The sequence below is a fragment of the Methylibium rhizosphaerae genome, assembly GCF_006386545.1.
Lineage (GTDB): Bacteria > Pseudomonadota > Gammaproteobacteria > Burkholderiales > Burkholderiaceae_C > Pseudorivibacter > Pseudorivibacter rhizosphaerae.
Genome location: NZ_SWAR01000004.1, coordinates 299,823 through 314,701 on the forward strand (window position 1 = coordinate 299,823; position 14,879 = coordinate 314,701).

Consider the following 14,879-nt stretch of genomic DNA (forward strand, 5'->3'; position numbering starts at 1 on the left):
GAGGGGGCGACTCCCTCGCCCCGAAGGGGAGAGGGTTGGGGTGAGGGGCGGGGTCATCTCACCGCCCTATCGGTCCAGGTTCTTGCCGATCAGGCGAATCAGGAAGGCCGCCGCGATGTTGGCCAGCACCACCGCGAACAGCGCGCCGGCCGAGGCCACGCCGACGTCGAAGTTCATCAGCGCCTGCTTGAAGATCAGGAAGGCGACGTTGGTGCTTTCATTGCCCGGGCCGCCGCCGGTGGTGGTGAAGATCTCCGCGAACACGCTCATCAGGAAGATCATCTCGATCATGATGACCACCGCGATCGGCCGGCCCAGGTGCGGCAGCACCAGGTACCAGAAGCGCTGCAGCGCATTGGCGCCGTCCATGCGTGCGGCTTCCATCTGCTCTCGATCGAGCGACTGCAGCGAGGTGATGAAGATCAGGCAGGCGAACGGCAGCCACTGCCACGCCACCATCACGATCACCGAGAACAGCGGGTGGTCGGTGAGCCAGTCGACCGGCTGCGCGCCGAAGAACTGCCACACCTGCGCAAGCACGCCGTAGATGGGGTTCATCATCATGTGCTTCCACAGCAGCGCGTTCACCGTGGGCATCACGAAAAACGGCGAGATGAGCAGCACCCGCACGATGCCGCGCCCCGGGAAGGGCTCGTTCACCAGCAGCGCGAGCAGGACGCCCAGCACCACGGTGATCGCGATCACGCTGCCCAGCAGCAGCAGCGTGTTGAAGACGGCCGGGCCGAAGTCCGGGTCGGTGACGAAGAACTCGATGTTGGCCAGCCCGATGAAGTCGCGCTCGCCCGGCTGCATGAGGTTGTAGCGGACCACCGAGAAGTACAGCGTCATCACCAGCGGCACGATCATCCACAGGAAGAGCGTGACCACCGCCGGCGCGAGCAGCAGGCGCTGCAGCATGCGGTTCGGCCGTGCCGCCTCGCGCGGCGCGGCTTGCGGGCGCGGGTCGGCCACGGGCAGCACGTCTTCAGCGCCCGACAAACGAAGGGTGGTAGGCATCGAAAGCTCCGTCAACGGGCGCCGCGTCCGCGGCGCCCAGAGGACCACAAGTCACCAGTCACCAGTCACCAGTCACCAGTCACCAGTCACAAGTCACCAGTCACTACTTGTAGTAGCCAGCCTTCTTCATTTCGCGCTCGGCCGCGGTCTGCGAGGTGGCGAGTGCCTGATCGACGGTGACCTTGCCGGCCAACGCCGCGCTCATCTGCTGACCCACCGCGATGCCGATGGCCTGGAACTCCGGAATGGCGGCGAACTGCACGCCGACGTACGGGCTCTTCGGCAGCGTGGAGTCGTTCGGGTTGGCGGTGTCGATCGCCTTCTTCTCGGCCTCGGCGAACTTCGCCGCCTTCAGGAACTCCGGCGTGGCATAGGTGGACTTGCGGGTCCCGGTGGGCACCGCGCCCCAGCCCTCTTCCTTGGCCACCAGCTTGACGTAGTCCTTGGAGGTGGCCCACTTCACGAACTTCTGCGCCGCGTCCACCTTCTGCGAGCCGGCCGGGATGGCCAGCGCCCAGGCCCACAGCCAGTTGGCACCCTTGGGCGTGACGGCCGTGGGCGCCTGCGCGAACGCCACCTTGTCGGCCACCTTGCTCTGCTTCGGGTCGCTCACGAACGAGGCAGCGATGGTGGCGTCGATCCACATGCCGCACTTGCCCTCGTTGAAGAGGGCGAGGTTCTCGTTGAAGCTGTTGGCCGAGGCGCCGGGTGGGCCGTACTTCTTCATCGCGTCGACGTAGAAACCCACCGCGTCCTTCCAGGGCTTGGTGTTGATCTGCGGCTTCCAGCTCATGTCGAACCACTGGCCGCCGAAGGTGTTGACCATGGTCGACAGGAAGGCCATGTTGTCGCCCCAGCCCGGCTTGCCGCGCAGGCACAGGCCGTAGACGCCCTTGCCGGGGTTGTGGATCTTCGCGGCGATGTCGCGCAGCTGCTCCCAGGTGGGCCGCTCGGGCATGGTGGCGCCTGCCGCCTTCACCAGGTCGGCGCGGTACATGGTCATGGAGCTTTCGCCATAGAAGGGCGATGCGTACAGCTTGCCGTCCACCGACAGGCCGCCGCGCATGGCCGGCAGCAGGTCGTCGACGTCATAGCCGGCATCGGGCGCGATCTCCTTCAGCCAGCCCTTCTTGCCCCAGATCGGCGTCTCGTACATGCCGATGGTCATCACGTCGAACTGCCCGCCCTTGGTGGCGATGTCGGTGGTGACGCGCTGGCGCAGCACGCCTTCCTCGAGCGTCACCCACTTCACCTTGATGTCGGGGTTGGCCTGCTCGAAGTGCCGGGTCATCTTCTGCATCGTGATCATGTGGCCGTTGTTCACGGTGGCGATCACCAGCTCGGTGGCGGCATGGGCCGGCAGGCCGGCCGCGGCCAGCGCCGCGAGCACGAAGAGGGGAGCGAATCGGGAAGCCTGGTTCAGCTTCGGCGTCATGGTGTCTGTCTCCTGTCGTTGATTTCTGCGAAACGAATGGAAGGCACGCGTTGCAACGTGGCTCAAAGGTAGCGGTCACGCCATGCATCGTTTGATATGCGAGCCAGCCAGTTCGATACTTCTTTGCGCAGGCCGGCTAGGAATTACCCGAACTCCTGCCAGAAGCGTATCGAAGCCGGGCGGCGACAATCCTGGCCATGAAAGTGATCCGACTGCGTGAAGGCAAGGAGCGCTCGCTGCTGCGGCGCCATCCATGGGTGTTCCAGGGCAGCATCGCCAAGGGCGGCGGCGACGCCGGCGAAACCGTGCGGGTGGAGGCCGCCGACGGCCGTTTCCTCGCCTGGGCGGCGTTCAGCCCGACCTCGATGATCCGCGTGCGGGCCTGGAGCTTCGACGAGGCCGAGCGCATCGATGCCGGTTTCTTCGCCCGCCGCATCGAGGAGGCGCTGGCCTTCCGCAAGCGCCTGGCGGTGCCCAGCGACGCGGTGCGGCTCATCCACGGCGAGGCCGACGGGCTGCCGGGGCTCATCGTCGACCGGTACGGCGACACGCTGTCGGCGCAGTTCCTCTCGGCCGGCACCGAGCGCTGGAAGGACGTGATCGCCGACGCGTTGCTGGCCGCCACCGGTCTCACCCGGCTGTACGAGCGCTCCGACTCCGGCGTGCGCGGCCTCGAAGGGCTGGAGCCGCGCGCCGGCTGGCTGCGCGGCGAAGGCGCCACCGAGCTCACCATCCGCGAGCACGGCTGGCAGCTGGGGCTCGACGTTGCCGAGGGCCACAAGACCGGCTACTACCTCGACCAGCGTGACAACCGCAAGCTGTTCGCCGACGTGGTGAAGCACTTCGGCGTGAAGTCCGCGCTCAACTGCTACAGCTACACCGGCGGCTTCTCGGTGGCGGCGCTGGCCGGCGGCGCCGAGCGGGTGGTGAGCGTGGATTCGTCGGCGCCGGCGCTGGCGCGGGCCAGCGAGCACGTGCTGCGCAACGGCCTGGACCCGAGCCGCCACGAAGCGCTCGACGCCGACGTGAACGGCACGCTGCGCCGCCTGCTGAAGGAAGAGCAGCAGTTCGACGCCATCGTGCTCGACCCGCCGAAGTTCGCGCCGACCGCCGCGCATGCCGAACGCGCGTCGCGCGCCTACAAGGACATCAACCGCCTGGCCTTCAAGCTGCTGGCGCCGGGCGGCGTGCTGCTCACGTTCTCGTGTTCCGGCGGCATCGGCGCCGAGCTGTTCCACAAGATCGTGGCCGGCGCCGGGCTCGATGCGGGCGTGGATGCCTACCTGGTGCGCCGCCTCGAGGCGGCACCCGACCATCCGACCACGGTCAACTTCCCGGAAGGCGAATACCTGAAGGGGTTGATGCTGATCAAGCGGTGATGTTGGCACCCCGGCCGGCGGGTACACCGGCCACCCCTCCAAGAGGGGGCGGGCCTTGCTTGGGGCGGCCCGGCGCGGCGGCCCGCGTCCTTCACCTTCATACCGTCCGTGGTCTGCCGTCAGGGTGCATCTGCACAGATCGCACGCCTGCCTCTGCGTCCGTTCGGGCTGAGGTATCGAAGCCCCCGATGCCGGCTCAGCGCCGGTACGGGTCCTTGAACCCGAGCGCCAGCATCACCTCGGTTTCGCGCGCTTCCATCACCTCGGCCTCGTCGTCGGCTTCGTGGTCGTAGCCCTGCGCATGCAGCGTGCCGTGCACCAGCAGGTGGGCGTAATGGGCTTCGAGCGTCTTCCTCTCGGCCCGGGCTTCCTTGGCCACCACCGGCGCGCAGATGATGAGATCGGCCACCACCACCGGCTCGTGCGCGTAGTCGAAGGTGAGCACGTTGGTGGCGTAGTCCTTCTGGCGGTAGTCGCGGTTCAGCACCTGGCCCTCTTCGGCGCCGACGATGCGCACCGTGAGTTCGGCCGGCGCTTCGAGCGCGGCGCGGATCCAGCGCATCACCTTGTGACGCGGCAGGTGCTCGCGGTGGCTGGCGTCGGCGAACTGCAGCGACAGCGAAAGCTCGGGCTTCGCCATCAGTCTTCCCGCCGGCCCGCCGCGTCGTAGGCCTCGACGATGCGCGCCACCAGCGGGTGGCGCACCACGTCGGCTGAGGTGAACCGCGTCATCGCGATGCCGCGCACCCGGCGCAGCACCCGCTCGGCGTCGATCAGCCCGCTCTTCTGGCCCTTGGGCAGGTCGATCTGGCTCACGTCGCCGGTGACCACGGCCTTGGAGCCGAAGCCGATGCGGGTGAGGAACATCTTCATCTGCTCGGGCGTGGTGTTCTGCGCCTCGTCGAGGATCACGAAGGCATGGTTGAGCGTGCGCCCGCGCATGAAGGCCAGCGGCGCGATCTCGAGCGTGCCCTTCTCGAAGGCCTTGGTCACGCGGTCGAAGCCCATCAGGTCGTAGAGCGCGTCGTACAACGGGCGCAGGTAGGGGTCCACCTTCTGCGTGAGGTCGCCGGGCAGGAAGCCCAGGCGCTCGCCGGCCTCGACCGCGGGGCGGGTGAGGATGATGCGCTGCACGCTGCTGCGCTCCAGCGCGTCGATGGCGCAGGCCACCGCGAGGAAGGTCTTGCCGGTGCCGGCCGGGCCGATGCCGAAGGTGATGTCGTGGCCGAGGATGTTGCGCAGGTAGACCTGCTGGTTGGGCGTGCGCCCGGCCAGGTCGGCCCGGCGCGTGCGCAGCACGATCTCGTCGCCCTCGCCGTCTGCCGCTGCGGCCGCCGCGGACGGATCGGCGGCGCCCTGCTGCGCCTCGAGCAGCGCCAGCTGGAAGTCCTCGGCCTTGATGGGCCGGCGTGCGCGGTCGTACAGGCTTTGCATCAGCGCCACCGCGCGCTCGGCAGGGCGCTTGGCCCCTTCGATGCGGAACGACTCGTTGCGCCGGGTGATGGCGACGTTGAGCCCGGCCTCGATGGCGCGCAGGTTCTCGTCCAGCGTGCCGCACAGGTGGGCGAGGCGGTTGTTGTCGAGCGGGATGAAGGCGTGGCGCAGGATCACTGGCAAGGCACCGGCAGGAGGCGAAGCCGGCATTGTCGCCTGGGTAGGTCGCGGCGCAGGCATCCTGCACAATCCTGCCCCTATGCCGCGCCCGTCCCTGCCACCTGCCCTGCCTGGCCCGGCCAGCCTGCTGCGCCGCGGTCTGGCGATGCTGCTGGCCCTGGCCGCGCTCGCGGGCCTTTCGGCCTGCACCGCCACGGTGGCCGCCGACGCGCAGGAGTCGGTCACGGTGGCGCAGGCGCTGGCGGTCACCAGCGCAGCCGAGACCTTCCCGGCCGACCAGCCCACGCTGTCGGTGACGCTGCCCGACTACTGGGCGCAAACCCGGCCCGGCTACGAGGGCTCGGTGTGGTACCGGCTGCGCTTCGACACCACCCGGCTGCATGCGCCGCTGCTGGCGGCCTACATCGAGCGGGCGTGTTCCAACGCCGAAGTGCACCTGAACGGCCACCTCATCTACAGCGGCGGCCGCATGCGCGATCCGGTGACCCGCAACTGCTACCACTCGCAGCTGGTCACGCTGCCCAACGGCCTGCTGAAGGCGCAGGACAACCGCCTGGACGTGCAGGTGGCCGGGTCGCCCCTGAACCGCGTGAGCGCCCGCCAGCGCGCCGCCGGCCTGTCGGCGGTGACCATCGGCTCGCTGCCGGCGATGCGGGCGCTGCACGAGCGGCAGGTGTTCTGGAACATCACGGTGCCCAAGATCATCGCGGTGATGCTCGTGGTGCTGGGCGTGCTGCTGCTGGCGCTGGCATGGGTGCGGCGCCTGAGCTACCTGCTGTACTTCGGCCTCGTGGCGATCGGCGGCGCGCTGCTGGGCATGCGCCTGTGGTGGGCCGACGTGGGGCTGTCGAACGTGGCCGTCGAGATCCTGATCTGCGTGCTGTCGGCCCCGGTGATGGTGTGCTCGGTGCTCTTCCTGCTGCGTTATGGCGGCCTGTTCAGCACCCGCACGGTCGACCGGCTGCTGTGGGTGCAGTGCCTGCTGGTGCCGATGAGCTTTGCGCTGGGCGGCACGAACCGGGTGTTTTCGGTGTCCACCCTCTGGTACACGCTGTTCGGCCTGCAGATCGCCGCCGCCGCGGCCGCCTTCCTGTGGGCCAGCTGGCGGGTGCAGCGGCAGGAGTTCTGGCTGATGAGCTTCCTGCTGGGGGTGCTGGTGGTGCTGGTGGGCACCGAGCTGGCCATCCAGTACCGGCTGCTCGACCTGGCCCAGATCCACGTCATCCACTTCATGCTGCCGCTGCTGTTCTGCGTGGTGGGCCTGCGTCTCGTGCAGACCTTCGCCCAGGCGCTGCGCGCCGCGGAGGGCGCCAAGGCGGCGCTGGAGCAGCGGGTGCGCGAGGTCACCTCCGAGATGGAGCACAACTTCGCGCTGATGGCCGACCAGCGCGGCGAGCAGATCGCCGAGAAGGAACGCAAGCGCATCGCCGCCGACCTGCACGACGACCTGGGCGCCAAGCTGCTGACCATCGTGCACACCAGCGACAACGAGCGCATTTCCACGCTGGCGCGCGAAGCGCTCGAGGAAATGCGGCTGTCGGTGCGCGGCATCACCGGCAAGCCGGTGCGGCTGTCCGATGCGCTGGCCGACTGGCGGGCCGAGGTGGTGCAGCGGCTCGGGCAGGCCGGCATCGAGGTCGACTGGGATTCGCTCCCCGACACCGGCGACCGCACGCTGGCCGCCCGGGCGTACGTGCAGACCACCCGCATCGTGCGCGAGGCCGTCAGCAACATGATCAAGCACAGCGGCGCGTCGCACTGCAACGTGCACTGCGGCGTGGACGTCGACGACTTCCAGCTCGTGCTGCAGGACAACGGCCACGGCATCCCGCTCGAGCTCGACGGCAAGCTCGACCGGGGCCACGGCATGTCCACCATGAAGCAGCGCGCCAAGCAGCTGCACGGCCAGTGCCTGGTGGAGTCCGGGCCGGGCTACGGAACCGTGATCCGGCTCACGCTTCCCCTGTAGTAACCCCTAGAGTCACAATCCGCCGTACCAAACGCCGCTGCTACCATGGCCGCTCAGGGAGCAGCCGCAAGGCAAGAATGAGGTCGCCATCATGAAACAGATCCTGCTGCTCGAAGACCTGCCCGAAATCCGCACCTGGCTGAAGGCGCTGGCACTGCAGGTGTTTCCCCAGGCCCGCATTTCCGAATGCGCCCGCGTGAGCGACGCGCTGTCGATGATCTCCGCCATGCGATTCGACGTGGCGCTCATCGACCTGGGCCTGCCCGACGGGTCCGGCGTCGACGTGGTGGCCGCGTTGCGCGAGACCCAGCCCGAAGCGCAGTCGGTGGTGGTCACCATCCACGACGACGACGACCACCTGTTCCCGGCGCTGCAGGCAGGCGCCTTCGGCTACCTGCTGAAGGAACAGGCCCGTGAACAGCTGGCCGAACAGCTGCAGCGCATCGCCCAGGGCGAGCCGCCGCTGTCGCCGTCGATCGCGCGGCGCGTGATCCAGTACTTCACCTCGCAGGCCGCTCGCCAGCAGCCGGCGGCGCCGAGCCCGCACGACCTGCCCGCGGTGCAGCTCACCGAGCGCGAGAACGAGGTGCTGCTGCGGGTGGCCAAGGGCTTCACGCTGCCGGAGATCGGCCAGCAGCTGAACCTGTCGCGCCACACGATCGCCGACTACGTGAAGCAGATCTACCGCAAGCTCAACGTGAGCTCCCGTGCCGAGGCGGCGCTGGAGGCGCAGCGGCTGGGCCTGTTCCGCCGATAAGGCGGCGCACGACCGCGACCCGGCGCGCCCCTCGTGGGCGCGTCGCTGTTTCCGGGGCGGCCGCAACCCGATAATCCCGCCCCATGATCGGCAGACTCACCGGCGTCATCGCGGAAAAAACGCCCCCGCTCGTGCTCATCGACGTCAACGGCGTCGGCTACGAAGTCGACGTGCCGATGAGCAGCTTCTACAACCTGCCCAACCTCGGCGAACGCGTCACCCTGCTCACGCACTTCATCGTGCGCGAGGATGCCCAGATCCTGTTCGGCTTCCTCACGACCGAAGAGCGCGCCACCTTCCGCCAGCTCATCAAGATCTCGGGCGTCGGCCCGCGCACCGCGCTGTCCATCCTTTCGGGCCTGTCGGTCGCCGAGCTCGCGCAGGCGGTGAGCCTGCAGGAAGCCGGCCGGCTGGTGAAGATCCCGGGCATCGGCAAGAAGACGGCCGAACGCCTGCTGCTCGAACTCAAGGGCAAGCTGGGCGCCGAACTCTCCGCCACGCCGGCCAGCGTGGCCAGCGATGCGCAGGCCGACGTGCTGCAGGCGCTCATCGCGCTCGGCTATTCCGAGAAGGAAGCGGCACTGGCACTCAAGGCGCTGCCCAAGGACGTGGGCGTAAGCGACGGCATCAAGCTCGCGCTCAAGTCGCTGGCCCGATAGGCCGCCTGGGCTGCCGCCGGATAATCCGCAACCACCATGTCCATCCAGACCGACGACTTCGCCCCGCCGCCGCGCCGCGTGGTGAGCGCTGCGCCCGCCTCGCCCAACGAAGAGGCGCTGGAGCGCGCGCTGCGCCCCAAGCTGCTGGACGAATACGTCGGCCAGTCCAAGGCCCGCGAGCAGCTCGAGATCTTCATCGGCGCGGCGAAGAAGCGCGCCGAAGCGCTCGACCATGTGCTGCTGTTCGGCCCGCCCGGCCTCGGCAAGACGACCCTCAGCCACATCATTGCCCACGAGCTGGGCGTGAACCTGCGCCAGACCTCCGGCCCGGTGCTCGAGAAGCCGAAGGACCTCGCGGCCATCCTCACCAACCTCGAGCGCAACGACGTCCTCTTCATCGACGAGATCCACCGCCTCTCGCCGGTGGTCGAGGAGATCCTCTACCCGGCGCTCGAGGACTACCAGATCGACATCATGATCGGCGAGGGTCCTGCGGCCCGGTCGATCAAGCTCGACCTGCAGCCCTTCACGCTGGTGGGTGCCACCACCCGTGCCGGCATGCTGACCAACCCGCTGCGCGACCGCTTCGGCATCGTGGCGCGGCTGGAGTTCTACACGGCCGAAGAGCTCTCGCGCATCGTCACCCGCTCGGCCGGGCTGCTCAACGCCGCCATCGACCCGGAAGGTGCCACCGAGATCGCGCGCCGCTCGCGCGGCACGCCACGCATTGCCAACCGGCTGCTGCGGCGGGTGCGCGACTATGCCGAGGTGAAGAGCGACGGCCGCATCAGCAAGACCATCGCCGACAAGGCGCTGGCCATGCTCGACGTGGACCCGCAAGGTTTCGACATCATGGACCGCAAGCTGCTCGAGGCGGTGATCCACAAGTTCGACGGCGGCCCGGTCGGACTGGACAACCTCGCCGCCGCCATCGGCGAAGAACGCGACACCATCGAGGACGTGATCGAGCCCTACCTCATCCAGCAGGGCTATCTGCAGCGCACGCCGCGCGGGCGCATCGCGACGCTCGCCGCGTGGCGGCACCTGGGACTCACGCCGCCGCGCACGTCGGCTGCGGCAGGCCCGGGCGATCTGTTCGAGGGCTAGCGAGGCCTCTGCGCCGGCGCTGCAGCACGCCCAGCGCCAGCAGCCCGGCGCCCAGCAAGGCGAGCATCTGCGGCTCGGGCACCGGCGTCAGGATGATCGGCACGACGGTTTCACTGGCCGTCCACGCATGTGCTGCGATCTGGCCGACGTCGTTGAGGATCGGCGAGCCATGGGCGCCGTGCGCCAGCCCGAGATAGGGCCCACCCGCCGAGCGGATGAGGCTGCTGAGATCGGTGACCTCTCCGTGGTTCCAGAGGTAGACCTGATTGACCAGCCATTCGTCCATGCGGAACCAGGCCTGCACGAGCATCTGTCCGATCTCGTTCGAGTCGATCACGAAGGCGGAATAGGCGCTGCGGCCGTCGAAGTTGAAGTCGGCAGTGATGTCGTGCACGGCACCGTCGCGCCACAGGAAGATGTGGTTCGTCGGGTATTTGTCTGCCGACACGCTGTAGTTCGCCTCGCCGATCACGTCGCCCCAGCGGGTGATGTTGTCAGCGCTGCTGTCGAGTCCACCCAGCCGGCCGATCGAGATGGCCTGGCCCTGGGCGTCGAAAACGGTGGCGGTACGGTTGATGCTGCCGGCCACCCGCCCCGCTTCGTCGATGTCGCGCACCGCCACATCGGTCGCCACTGGCCCGAATGAACGCAGGCTGCTGCCGGTGTCGATGGCCACCTGGCGGCCGCCTGCAGTGCTGATGGTCCCGGCGACGTGGCCCTGTTCGTTGATGCTCGCGGGAACGAAGCTCGGGTCCAGGTAGCCGCGCACCCGCCCGTTGTTGTAGACGTAGCGGCTGGTCAGCACATCGCCGCGGTTGTTGATCGCCAGCGCACTCACCGCGGGCTGTCCGTCCACCGTGAGACTGCGGGTCTGGCCGTTCTGGTAGAGAAAGCCGCCGGCGCCATATTGATGGCCGATGACCTGGCCGAGGTCGTTCAGATGCATCGCATCGGCACTGGAACTGCTGCCCGGCAAGGCGGGGATGAGCGACATCTGCCCCGCGCTGTAGAAGAACGAACCCGAGACGCCTGAGCCATACGCCTGGCCGATGAGTTCGCCGCGATTGTTGAAGTCCGCGAACCACACGCTGGAAGTACCTGCCAGGACGTTGATCTCGGTACTGGTCCACGCGGGGGCCTGGGCCTGGGCCTGGGCCTGGGACGATGCTGTCCACATCACGAAGAGCCCGCAGGCCCATGCGCGCACGGTGAAACGATGCATTTGCTGTCTCCCTTGGTTGATTCAACGCCTTGCAGTCCCGGCACGCCGGCGCAGCAGCACCAGCACAAGCAGGCCGGCCGACAGCAACGCGAAGCCTTGCGGTTCGGGCACCGGCGTCAGCAGGAAGGGCTGCCACTGCTCGTTGCCGACCCAGACATACGAGGCGATCTGCCCGACCTCGTTGAGGATCGGAAAACTCACTCCAGGTCCCCCGATGCCCATGGCGGTCAGGTCGGTGATCTTGCCGTGGTCCCACAGGTACATGCGCTGAGCGAGCCACCCGTCCATGCGGAACCAAACGTCCAGGAGCATCTGCCCGAAGTCATTCGAATCGATGACCGAGGCCGAGTACGAAGATCTGTCCTGCCACCGGAAGTCGTCGGTGATGTCATTCGCCACGCCGTCGTGGTACACGAAGGTATGGAACGTCGGGTACCTCAGCCCGGGCGGGGTGTATTCCGCCATGCCGATCACTTCACCCCGGTCGGTGATATCGACGGCGCGGCTGCTCAACCCGCCAAAACGACCGATCTCCGTCAACTGCCCCTGCCGGTCGATGAACACAGCCGTGTTGTTGAAGGTGCCGGCCATCTCGCCGGCATCGTTGACCATTCCAACGGACATGCCAGGCGGGCCGACCCTCGTCAGACTGCTGCCATCGTCCAGGGCCGTATAGCTGGTGCCGTCGGCCGCCTGGACTGTTCCGACCACGAGACCGCTGTCGGTCATGGCGCGCGCGGAAAAACTCGGGTCGACGAAGGATCGTGTCTGACCATTGGCGTTCAGCACGTAGCGATCCGTCAGCACGTCGCCTCGGTTGTTGACATCCTGCAGGGATGCCCCCGGTTGCCCCGGGATGGAGAAGTCGCGGAATCGCCCGTTGTCGTAGAGGAAGCGTTGACCACCGCCGGTCAGGATCGCCTGCCCCACGTCGTTCATCTTGTAAACCCACAGGCGGTGACCCTCGGCACCGGCCGGAGACGGAAGGATCGACATCCGCCCGCCGCTGTAGAGATACACGCCGGAAGAGCTGCCCTCCATGCTGACCTGGCCCATCACCTCGCCACGGTTGTTGAGGTCGAGGAGGCTGATCCGTGTGACGCCCGGCGCCAGCTGGATCGGCTCAGCCGTCCAGCCTTCCGGCAGGTCCAGCGCCTGCGCCGCCGGTGCTGCCGCAAGGACCAGCCCGCAGATCCATGCGCGGGTGCCAAGGCGGGCGCGAGAGTTCGCATTCGGACGAGGCATGTGTGTCTCCCTTCGTTGCGCGCGCCGCGGCCACCGGCGCTCCGCGTTGCGCGAAAGCAATGTAGGAAGACATCAACGGCGCAGGTGTAAGCCGTCGGACTTGCTTACACCTGAGAGGAGCGGCGAACGCCACCTCGTCTGCGACGAGGTCTTCGCCGCTGTCGGTGGCTGCGGCTGTCAGGCCGGCGCGCTCGCGTCGGTGGTCTCGTGCGTCGCGGCTGCGTTCGTTGCGCCTTGCGAGCCGCTGAAGCGGCCCACCAGCCACAGTCCCGCCACGATGCCCAGCGCCCAGCCCACCTGCTGCACCAGCGTGAGCGTGTGCGCCACCCATAGGAAGCCCAGCACGGCGCCCATGAGCGCGAGGAACAGCAGCCCGGCGGCCCACATGGCGGCACGGCTCATCGGCGGGTCGAAGCGCTGCACGCGGTTGATGTCGAAGGCCGGCTTGGGCCACCTGGCCGCCACGTCGGCCGGACGCCAGCCGGGCGGCTTGAGCCACACGCGCAGCTTGTCTGGCCAGCGCTCGGCGCGCCAGCTGTCCTTCGCAAGCTCCCAGTAGACCTGCAGGTTGGCCCACACCGGGTTCCAGCTGCGCAGCGGCCCGCGGGTGCCGTAGACGCACGGCTCGTCGTCGCGCTCTTCCTCGAAGGTGCCGAACAGGCGGTCCCACACGATGAGGATGCCGCCGTAGTTCTTGTCGAGGTAGCGGTCGTTCACCGCATGGTGCACCCGGTGGTTCGACGGCGCGCAGAACCAGCGGTCGAACCAGCCCAGCCGTCCGATCTGCTGCGTGTGCACCCAGTACTGGTACAGCAGGTCGATCAGGCCCACCACCGCGAACACCAGTGGCGGGAAGCCGAGCACCGCCATCGGCAGATAGAAGAGCCAGCCGAACAGCCAGCCGCTGCTGGTTTGCCGCAGCGCGGTCGACAGGTTGTAGTCCTCGCTCTGGTGGTGCACCACGTGCGCGGCCCACAGCACGGCGCTCTCATGGCCGAAGCGGTGCAGCCAGTAGTAGCAGAAGTCGTAGAACACGAGGCCCACCGCCCAGACCCACAGCGCATCGGCGGGCAGCTGCCACAGCGACGCGTGCTGCCACACGATGGTGTAGAGCCCCAGCGTCATCAGCTTGGTGAACACGCCGCTCACCTGGCTCAGCATGCCCAGGCCGATGCTGTTGAGCGCGTCGTTCAGGCGGTAAGTGTTGCGGCCGCGGACCCAGCCGACGATGAACTCGATCGCGATCAGGCCGAGAAACACCGGTGTCGCGAGGACGATGACTTGTGCGCCTTCCATGGGGGCCGATCATGGCCGCAGGCGCCGGCGATGTGTAGAGGGGCAGCCCTCAGGCCAGGCAGCCGCGGGCGTCGACGGTCCAGACCGCCTCCACCGCCCCCTTCTGCAGCCCGCCGCGCACCGCGACGATGTGGTCATGCAGGTTCACCGTGGGGTCGCAATGGCCGGGCACCAGCCAGACCGTGTCGCCCAGCGCGGGCAGGCTCTCGCCTTCGCGTGCGGTGAGGATGCCGTGCTCGTCGCCGCCGTTGCGCCAGTCGAGCCGGCGCATCCACACCCGCGGCGGGCCGGAGTCGAGCGCGTGGCTCTTGTGGCCGGCGTCGATGACGGCATGGTCGGCGCCGCGGCTGATGACCTGCGACTTGATGAACAGCGAGTGCTCGAACTGCGGCGCATGGGGCGTGGGCAGGTTGTCGGCGTAGTCACGGTCCATGAAGACGTAGCTGCCCGCCTGCAGCTCGCCCCACAGGCCCGATTCGCTTTCGAGCGCAAAGGCGCCGGTACCGCCGCCGGTGACCAGCGGTACCTCGAGCCCCTCGGCGCGCACCGAGTCCTTGGCCTGCTGCACCGCCTGGGCGGCGTCGCTCACGGTGGCATCGCGTTCCTCGTGCGAACGCAGATGCTGCACGCGGCCGTGGTAGGCCTGCAGCCCGGCGAAGCGCAGCGGCTTGTACTGGCTCACCAGCCGGGCCAGCTGCCCGGCCTGTTCCGGCGGGACGCCGCAGCGGCCCTGGCCGACGTCGACTTCCACGTACACGTCGATGCGGGCCCGCTGCGCCTTCATGGCCTTGGCCAGCAGCTCCACGCCCAGTGCCGAATCGACCGCCACGCCGAGGTGCAGGTTGCGCGCCAGCTGGGCCAGCCGTTCGAGCTTGGACCGGGCGACGATCTCGTTGGTGATGAGGATGTTGTCGATGCCGAAGGCACCCAGCGCCAGCGCCTCGTCGAGCTTCTGCACGCACACGCCCACCGCGCCGAGTTCGATCTGCCGCCTGGCGATGGCGGCGCACTTGTGGGTCTTGGCATGCGGGCGCAGCCGCAGCCCCTTGGACGCCGCGTAGCCGGACATGCGCATGAGGTTGCGCTCCATGGCGGCCAGGTCCACCACCAGTGCGGGCGACTCGACGGCGGCGATCCTGTCGCCGACGCGCGCCGGCGGAAAAGCTCTCATCCCCTCCC

Annotated in this window: 12 protein-coding genes and 1 pseudogene; 5 read left to right on the top strand and 8 right to left on the bottom strand. The window is 68.2% G+C overall.

What is annotated here, in order from left to right:
• Positions 1-66 precede the first annotated feature (66 nt).
• Positions 67-918 carry a carbohydrate ABC transporter permease gene (locus E8D38_RS04995; protein WP_140626731.1) on the bottom strand — a complete coding sequence of 284 codons (852 nt, stop codon included), beginning with the start codon at positions 916-918 and terminating at the stop codon, positions 67-69.
• Positions 919-1,120: 202 nt separating this feature from the next.
• Positions 1,121-2,452, bottom strand: coding sequence for an ABC transporter substrate-binding protein (locus E8D38_RS05000; protein WP_140626620.1), 1,332 nt, complete (start codon positions 2,450-2,452; stop codon positions 1,121-1,123).
• A gap of 197 nt (positions 2,453-2,649) precedes the next feature.
• On the opposite strand from E8D38_RS05000, the gene E8D38_RS05005 reads away from it, so the two are divergent.
• On the top strand, positions 2,650-3,831 hold the full coding sequence (locus E8D38_RS05005) for a class I SAM-dependent rRNA methyltransferase (protein WP_140626621.1): 1,182 nt from the start codon (positions 2,650-2,652) through the stop codon (positions 3,829-3,831).
• A 196-nt stretch (positions 3,832-4,027) separates the two neighbouring features.
• Here E8D38_RS05005 and ybeY read toward each other — a convergent pair whose 3' ends face one another.
• Both ybeY and E8D38_RS05015 read right to left on the bottom strand, forming a co-directional pair.
• On the bottom strand, positions 4,028-4,471 hold the full coding sequence (ybeY, locus tag E8D38_RS05010) for an rRNA maturation RNase YbeY (RefSeq protein WP_140626622.1): 444 nt from the start codon (positions 4,469-4,471) through the stop codon (positions 4,028-4,030).
• Positions 4,471-5,442, bottom strand: coding sequence for a PhoH family protein (locus tag E8D38_RS05015; protein ID WP_140626732.1), 972 nt, complete (start codon positions 5,440-5,442; stop codon positions 4,471-4,473). Before E8D38_RS05015 ends, ybeY begins: the two co-directional genes overlap by 1 nt.
• Positions 5,443-5,524: 82 nt before the next feature.
• On the opposite strand from E8D38_RS05015, the gene E8D38_RS05020 reads away from it, so the two are divergent.
• The 4 genes from E8D38_RS05020 to ruvB all read left to right on the top strand — a co-directional run bounded on the left by E8D38_RS05020 (position 5,525) and on the right by ruvB (position 9,937).
• Positions 5,525-7,414: a sensor histidine kinase gene (locus E8D38_RS05020; protein WP_181178931.1), complete on the top strand. Its 1,890-nt coding sequence runs from the start codon at positions 5,525-5,527 to the stop codon at positions 7,412-7,414.
• A 91-nt stretch (positions 7,415-7,505) separates the two neighbouring features.
• Complete coding sequence (locus E8D38_RS05025; protein ID WP_140626623.1) at positions 7,506-8,171, top strand: response regulator; 666 nt, start codon at positions 7,506-7,508, stop codon at positions 8,169-8,171.
• Between the two features lie 83 nt (positions 8,172-8,254).
• The gene (gene ruvA, locus E8D38_RS05030) at positions 8,255-8,830 is read left to right on the top strand and encodes a Holliday junction branch migration protein RuvA (protein ID WP_140626624.1); all 576 of its coding nucleotides are present in this window, start codon (positions 8,255-8,257) and stop codon (positions 8,828-8,830) included.
• Between the two features lie 36 nt (positions 8,831-8,866).
• Positions 8,867-9,937, top strand: coding sequence for a Holliday junction branch migration DNA helicase RuvB (gene ruvB / locus E8D38_RS05035; RefSeq protein WP_140626625.1), 1,071 nt, complete (start codon positions 8,867-8,869; stop codon positions 9,935-9,937).
• Here ruvB and E8D38_RS05040 read toward each other — a convergent pair.
• From E8D38_RS05040 to E8D38_RS05055, 4 genes and pseudogenes are all read right to left on the bottom strand, one after another.
• On the bottom strand, positions 9,882-11,159 hold the full coding sequence (locus E8D38_RS05040; protein WP_140626626.1) for a PEP-CTERM sorting domain-containing protein: 1,278 nt from the start codon (positions 11,157-11,159) through the stop codon (positions 9,882-9,884). The two genes, ruvB and E8D38_RS05040, sit on opposite strands and share 56 nt — an antisense overlap.
• A 21-nt stretch (positions 11,160-11,180) precedes the next feature.
• Positions 11,181-12,404, bottom strand: a complete 1,224-nt coding sequence (locus E8D38_RS05045) for a hypothetical protein (RefSeq protein ID WP_140626627.1) — start codon at positions 12,402-12,404, stop codon at positions 11,181-11,183.
• 252 nt (positions 12,405-12,656) lie between these two features.
• Positions 12,657-13,700: pseudogene (locus E8D38_RS05050) on the bottom strand (sterol desaturase family protein); the annotation flags it as partial.
• Positions 13,701-13,749: 49 nt separating this feature from the next.
• Positions 13,750-14,871, bottom strand: a complete 1,122-nt coding sequence (locus E8D38_RS05055; RefSeq protein ID WP_140626629.1) for a DSD1 family PLP-dependent enzyme — start codon at positions 14,869-14,871, stop codon at positions 13,750-13,752.
• Positions 14,872-14,879 lie beyond the last annotated feature (8 nt).

What these genes read in the sequence shown, in the direction of transcription:
- E8D38_RS05045 (WP_140626627.1), bottom strand. Translation starts at nt 12,404, where the DNA reads ATGCCTCGTCCGAATGCGAACTCTCGCGCCCGCCTTGGCACCCGCGCA.
- ruvA (WP_140626624.1), top strand. Translation starts at nt 8,255, where the DNA reads ATGATCGGCAGACTCACCGGCGTCATCGCGGAAAAAACGCCCCCGCTC.
- E8D38_RS04995 (WP_140626731.1), bottom strand. Translation starts at nt 918, where the DNA reads ATGCTGCAGCGCCTGCTGCTCGCGCCGGCGGTGGTCACGCTCTTCCTG.
- E8D38_RS05055 (WP_140626629.1), bottom strand. Translation starts at nt 14,871, where the DNA reads ATGAGAGCTTTTCCGCCGGCGCGCGTCGGCGACAGGATCGCCGCCGTC.
- E8D38_RS05020 (WP_181178931.1), top strand. Translation starts at nt 5,525, where the DNA reads ATGCCGCGCCCGTCCCTGCCACCTGCCCTGCCTGGCCCGGCCAGCCTG.
- ruvB (WP_140626625.1), top strand. Translation starts at nt 8,867, where the DNA reads ATGTCCATCCAGACCGACGACTTCGCCCCGCCGCCGCGCCGCGTGGTG.
- ybeY (WP_140626622.1), bottom strand. Translation starts at nt 4,471, where the DNA reads ATGGCGAAGCCCGAGCTTTCGCTGTCGCTGCAGTTCGCCGACGCCAGC.
- E8D38_RS05000 (WP_140626620.1), bottom strand. Translation starts at nt 2,452, where the DNA reads ATGACGCCGAAGCTGAACCAGGCTTCCCGATTCGCTCCCCTCTTCGTG.
- E8D38_RS05040 (WP_140626626.1), bottom strand. Translation starts at nt 11,159, where the DNA reads ATGCATCGTTTCACCGTGCGCGCATGGGCCTGCGGGCTCTTCGTGATG.
- E8D38_RS05005 (WP_140626621.1), top strand. Translation starts at nt 2,650, where the DNA reads ATGAAAGTGATCCGACTGCGTGAAGGCAAGGAGCGCTCGCTGCTGCGG.
- E8D38_RS05025 (WP_140626623.1), top strand. Translation starts at nt 7,506, where the DNA reads ATGAAACAGATCCTGCTGCTCGAAGACCTGCCCGAAATCCGCACCTGG.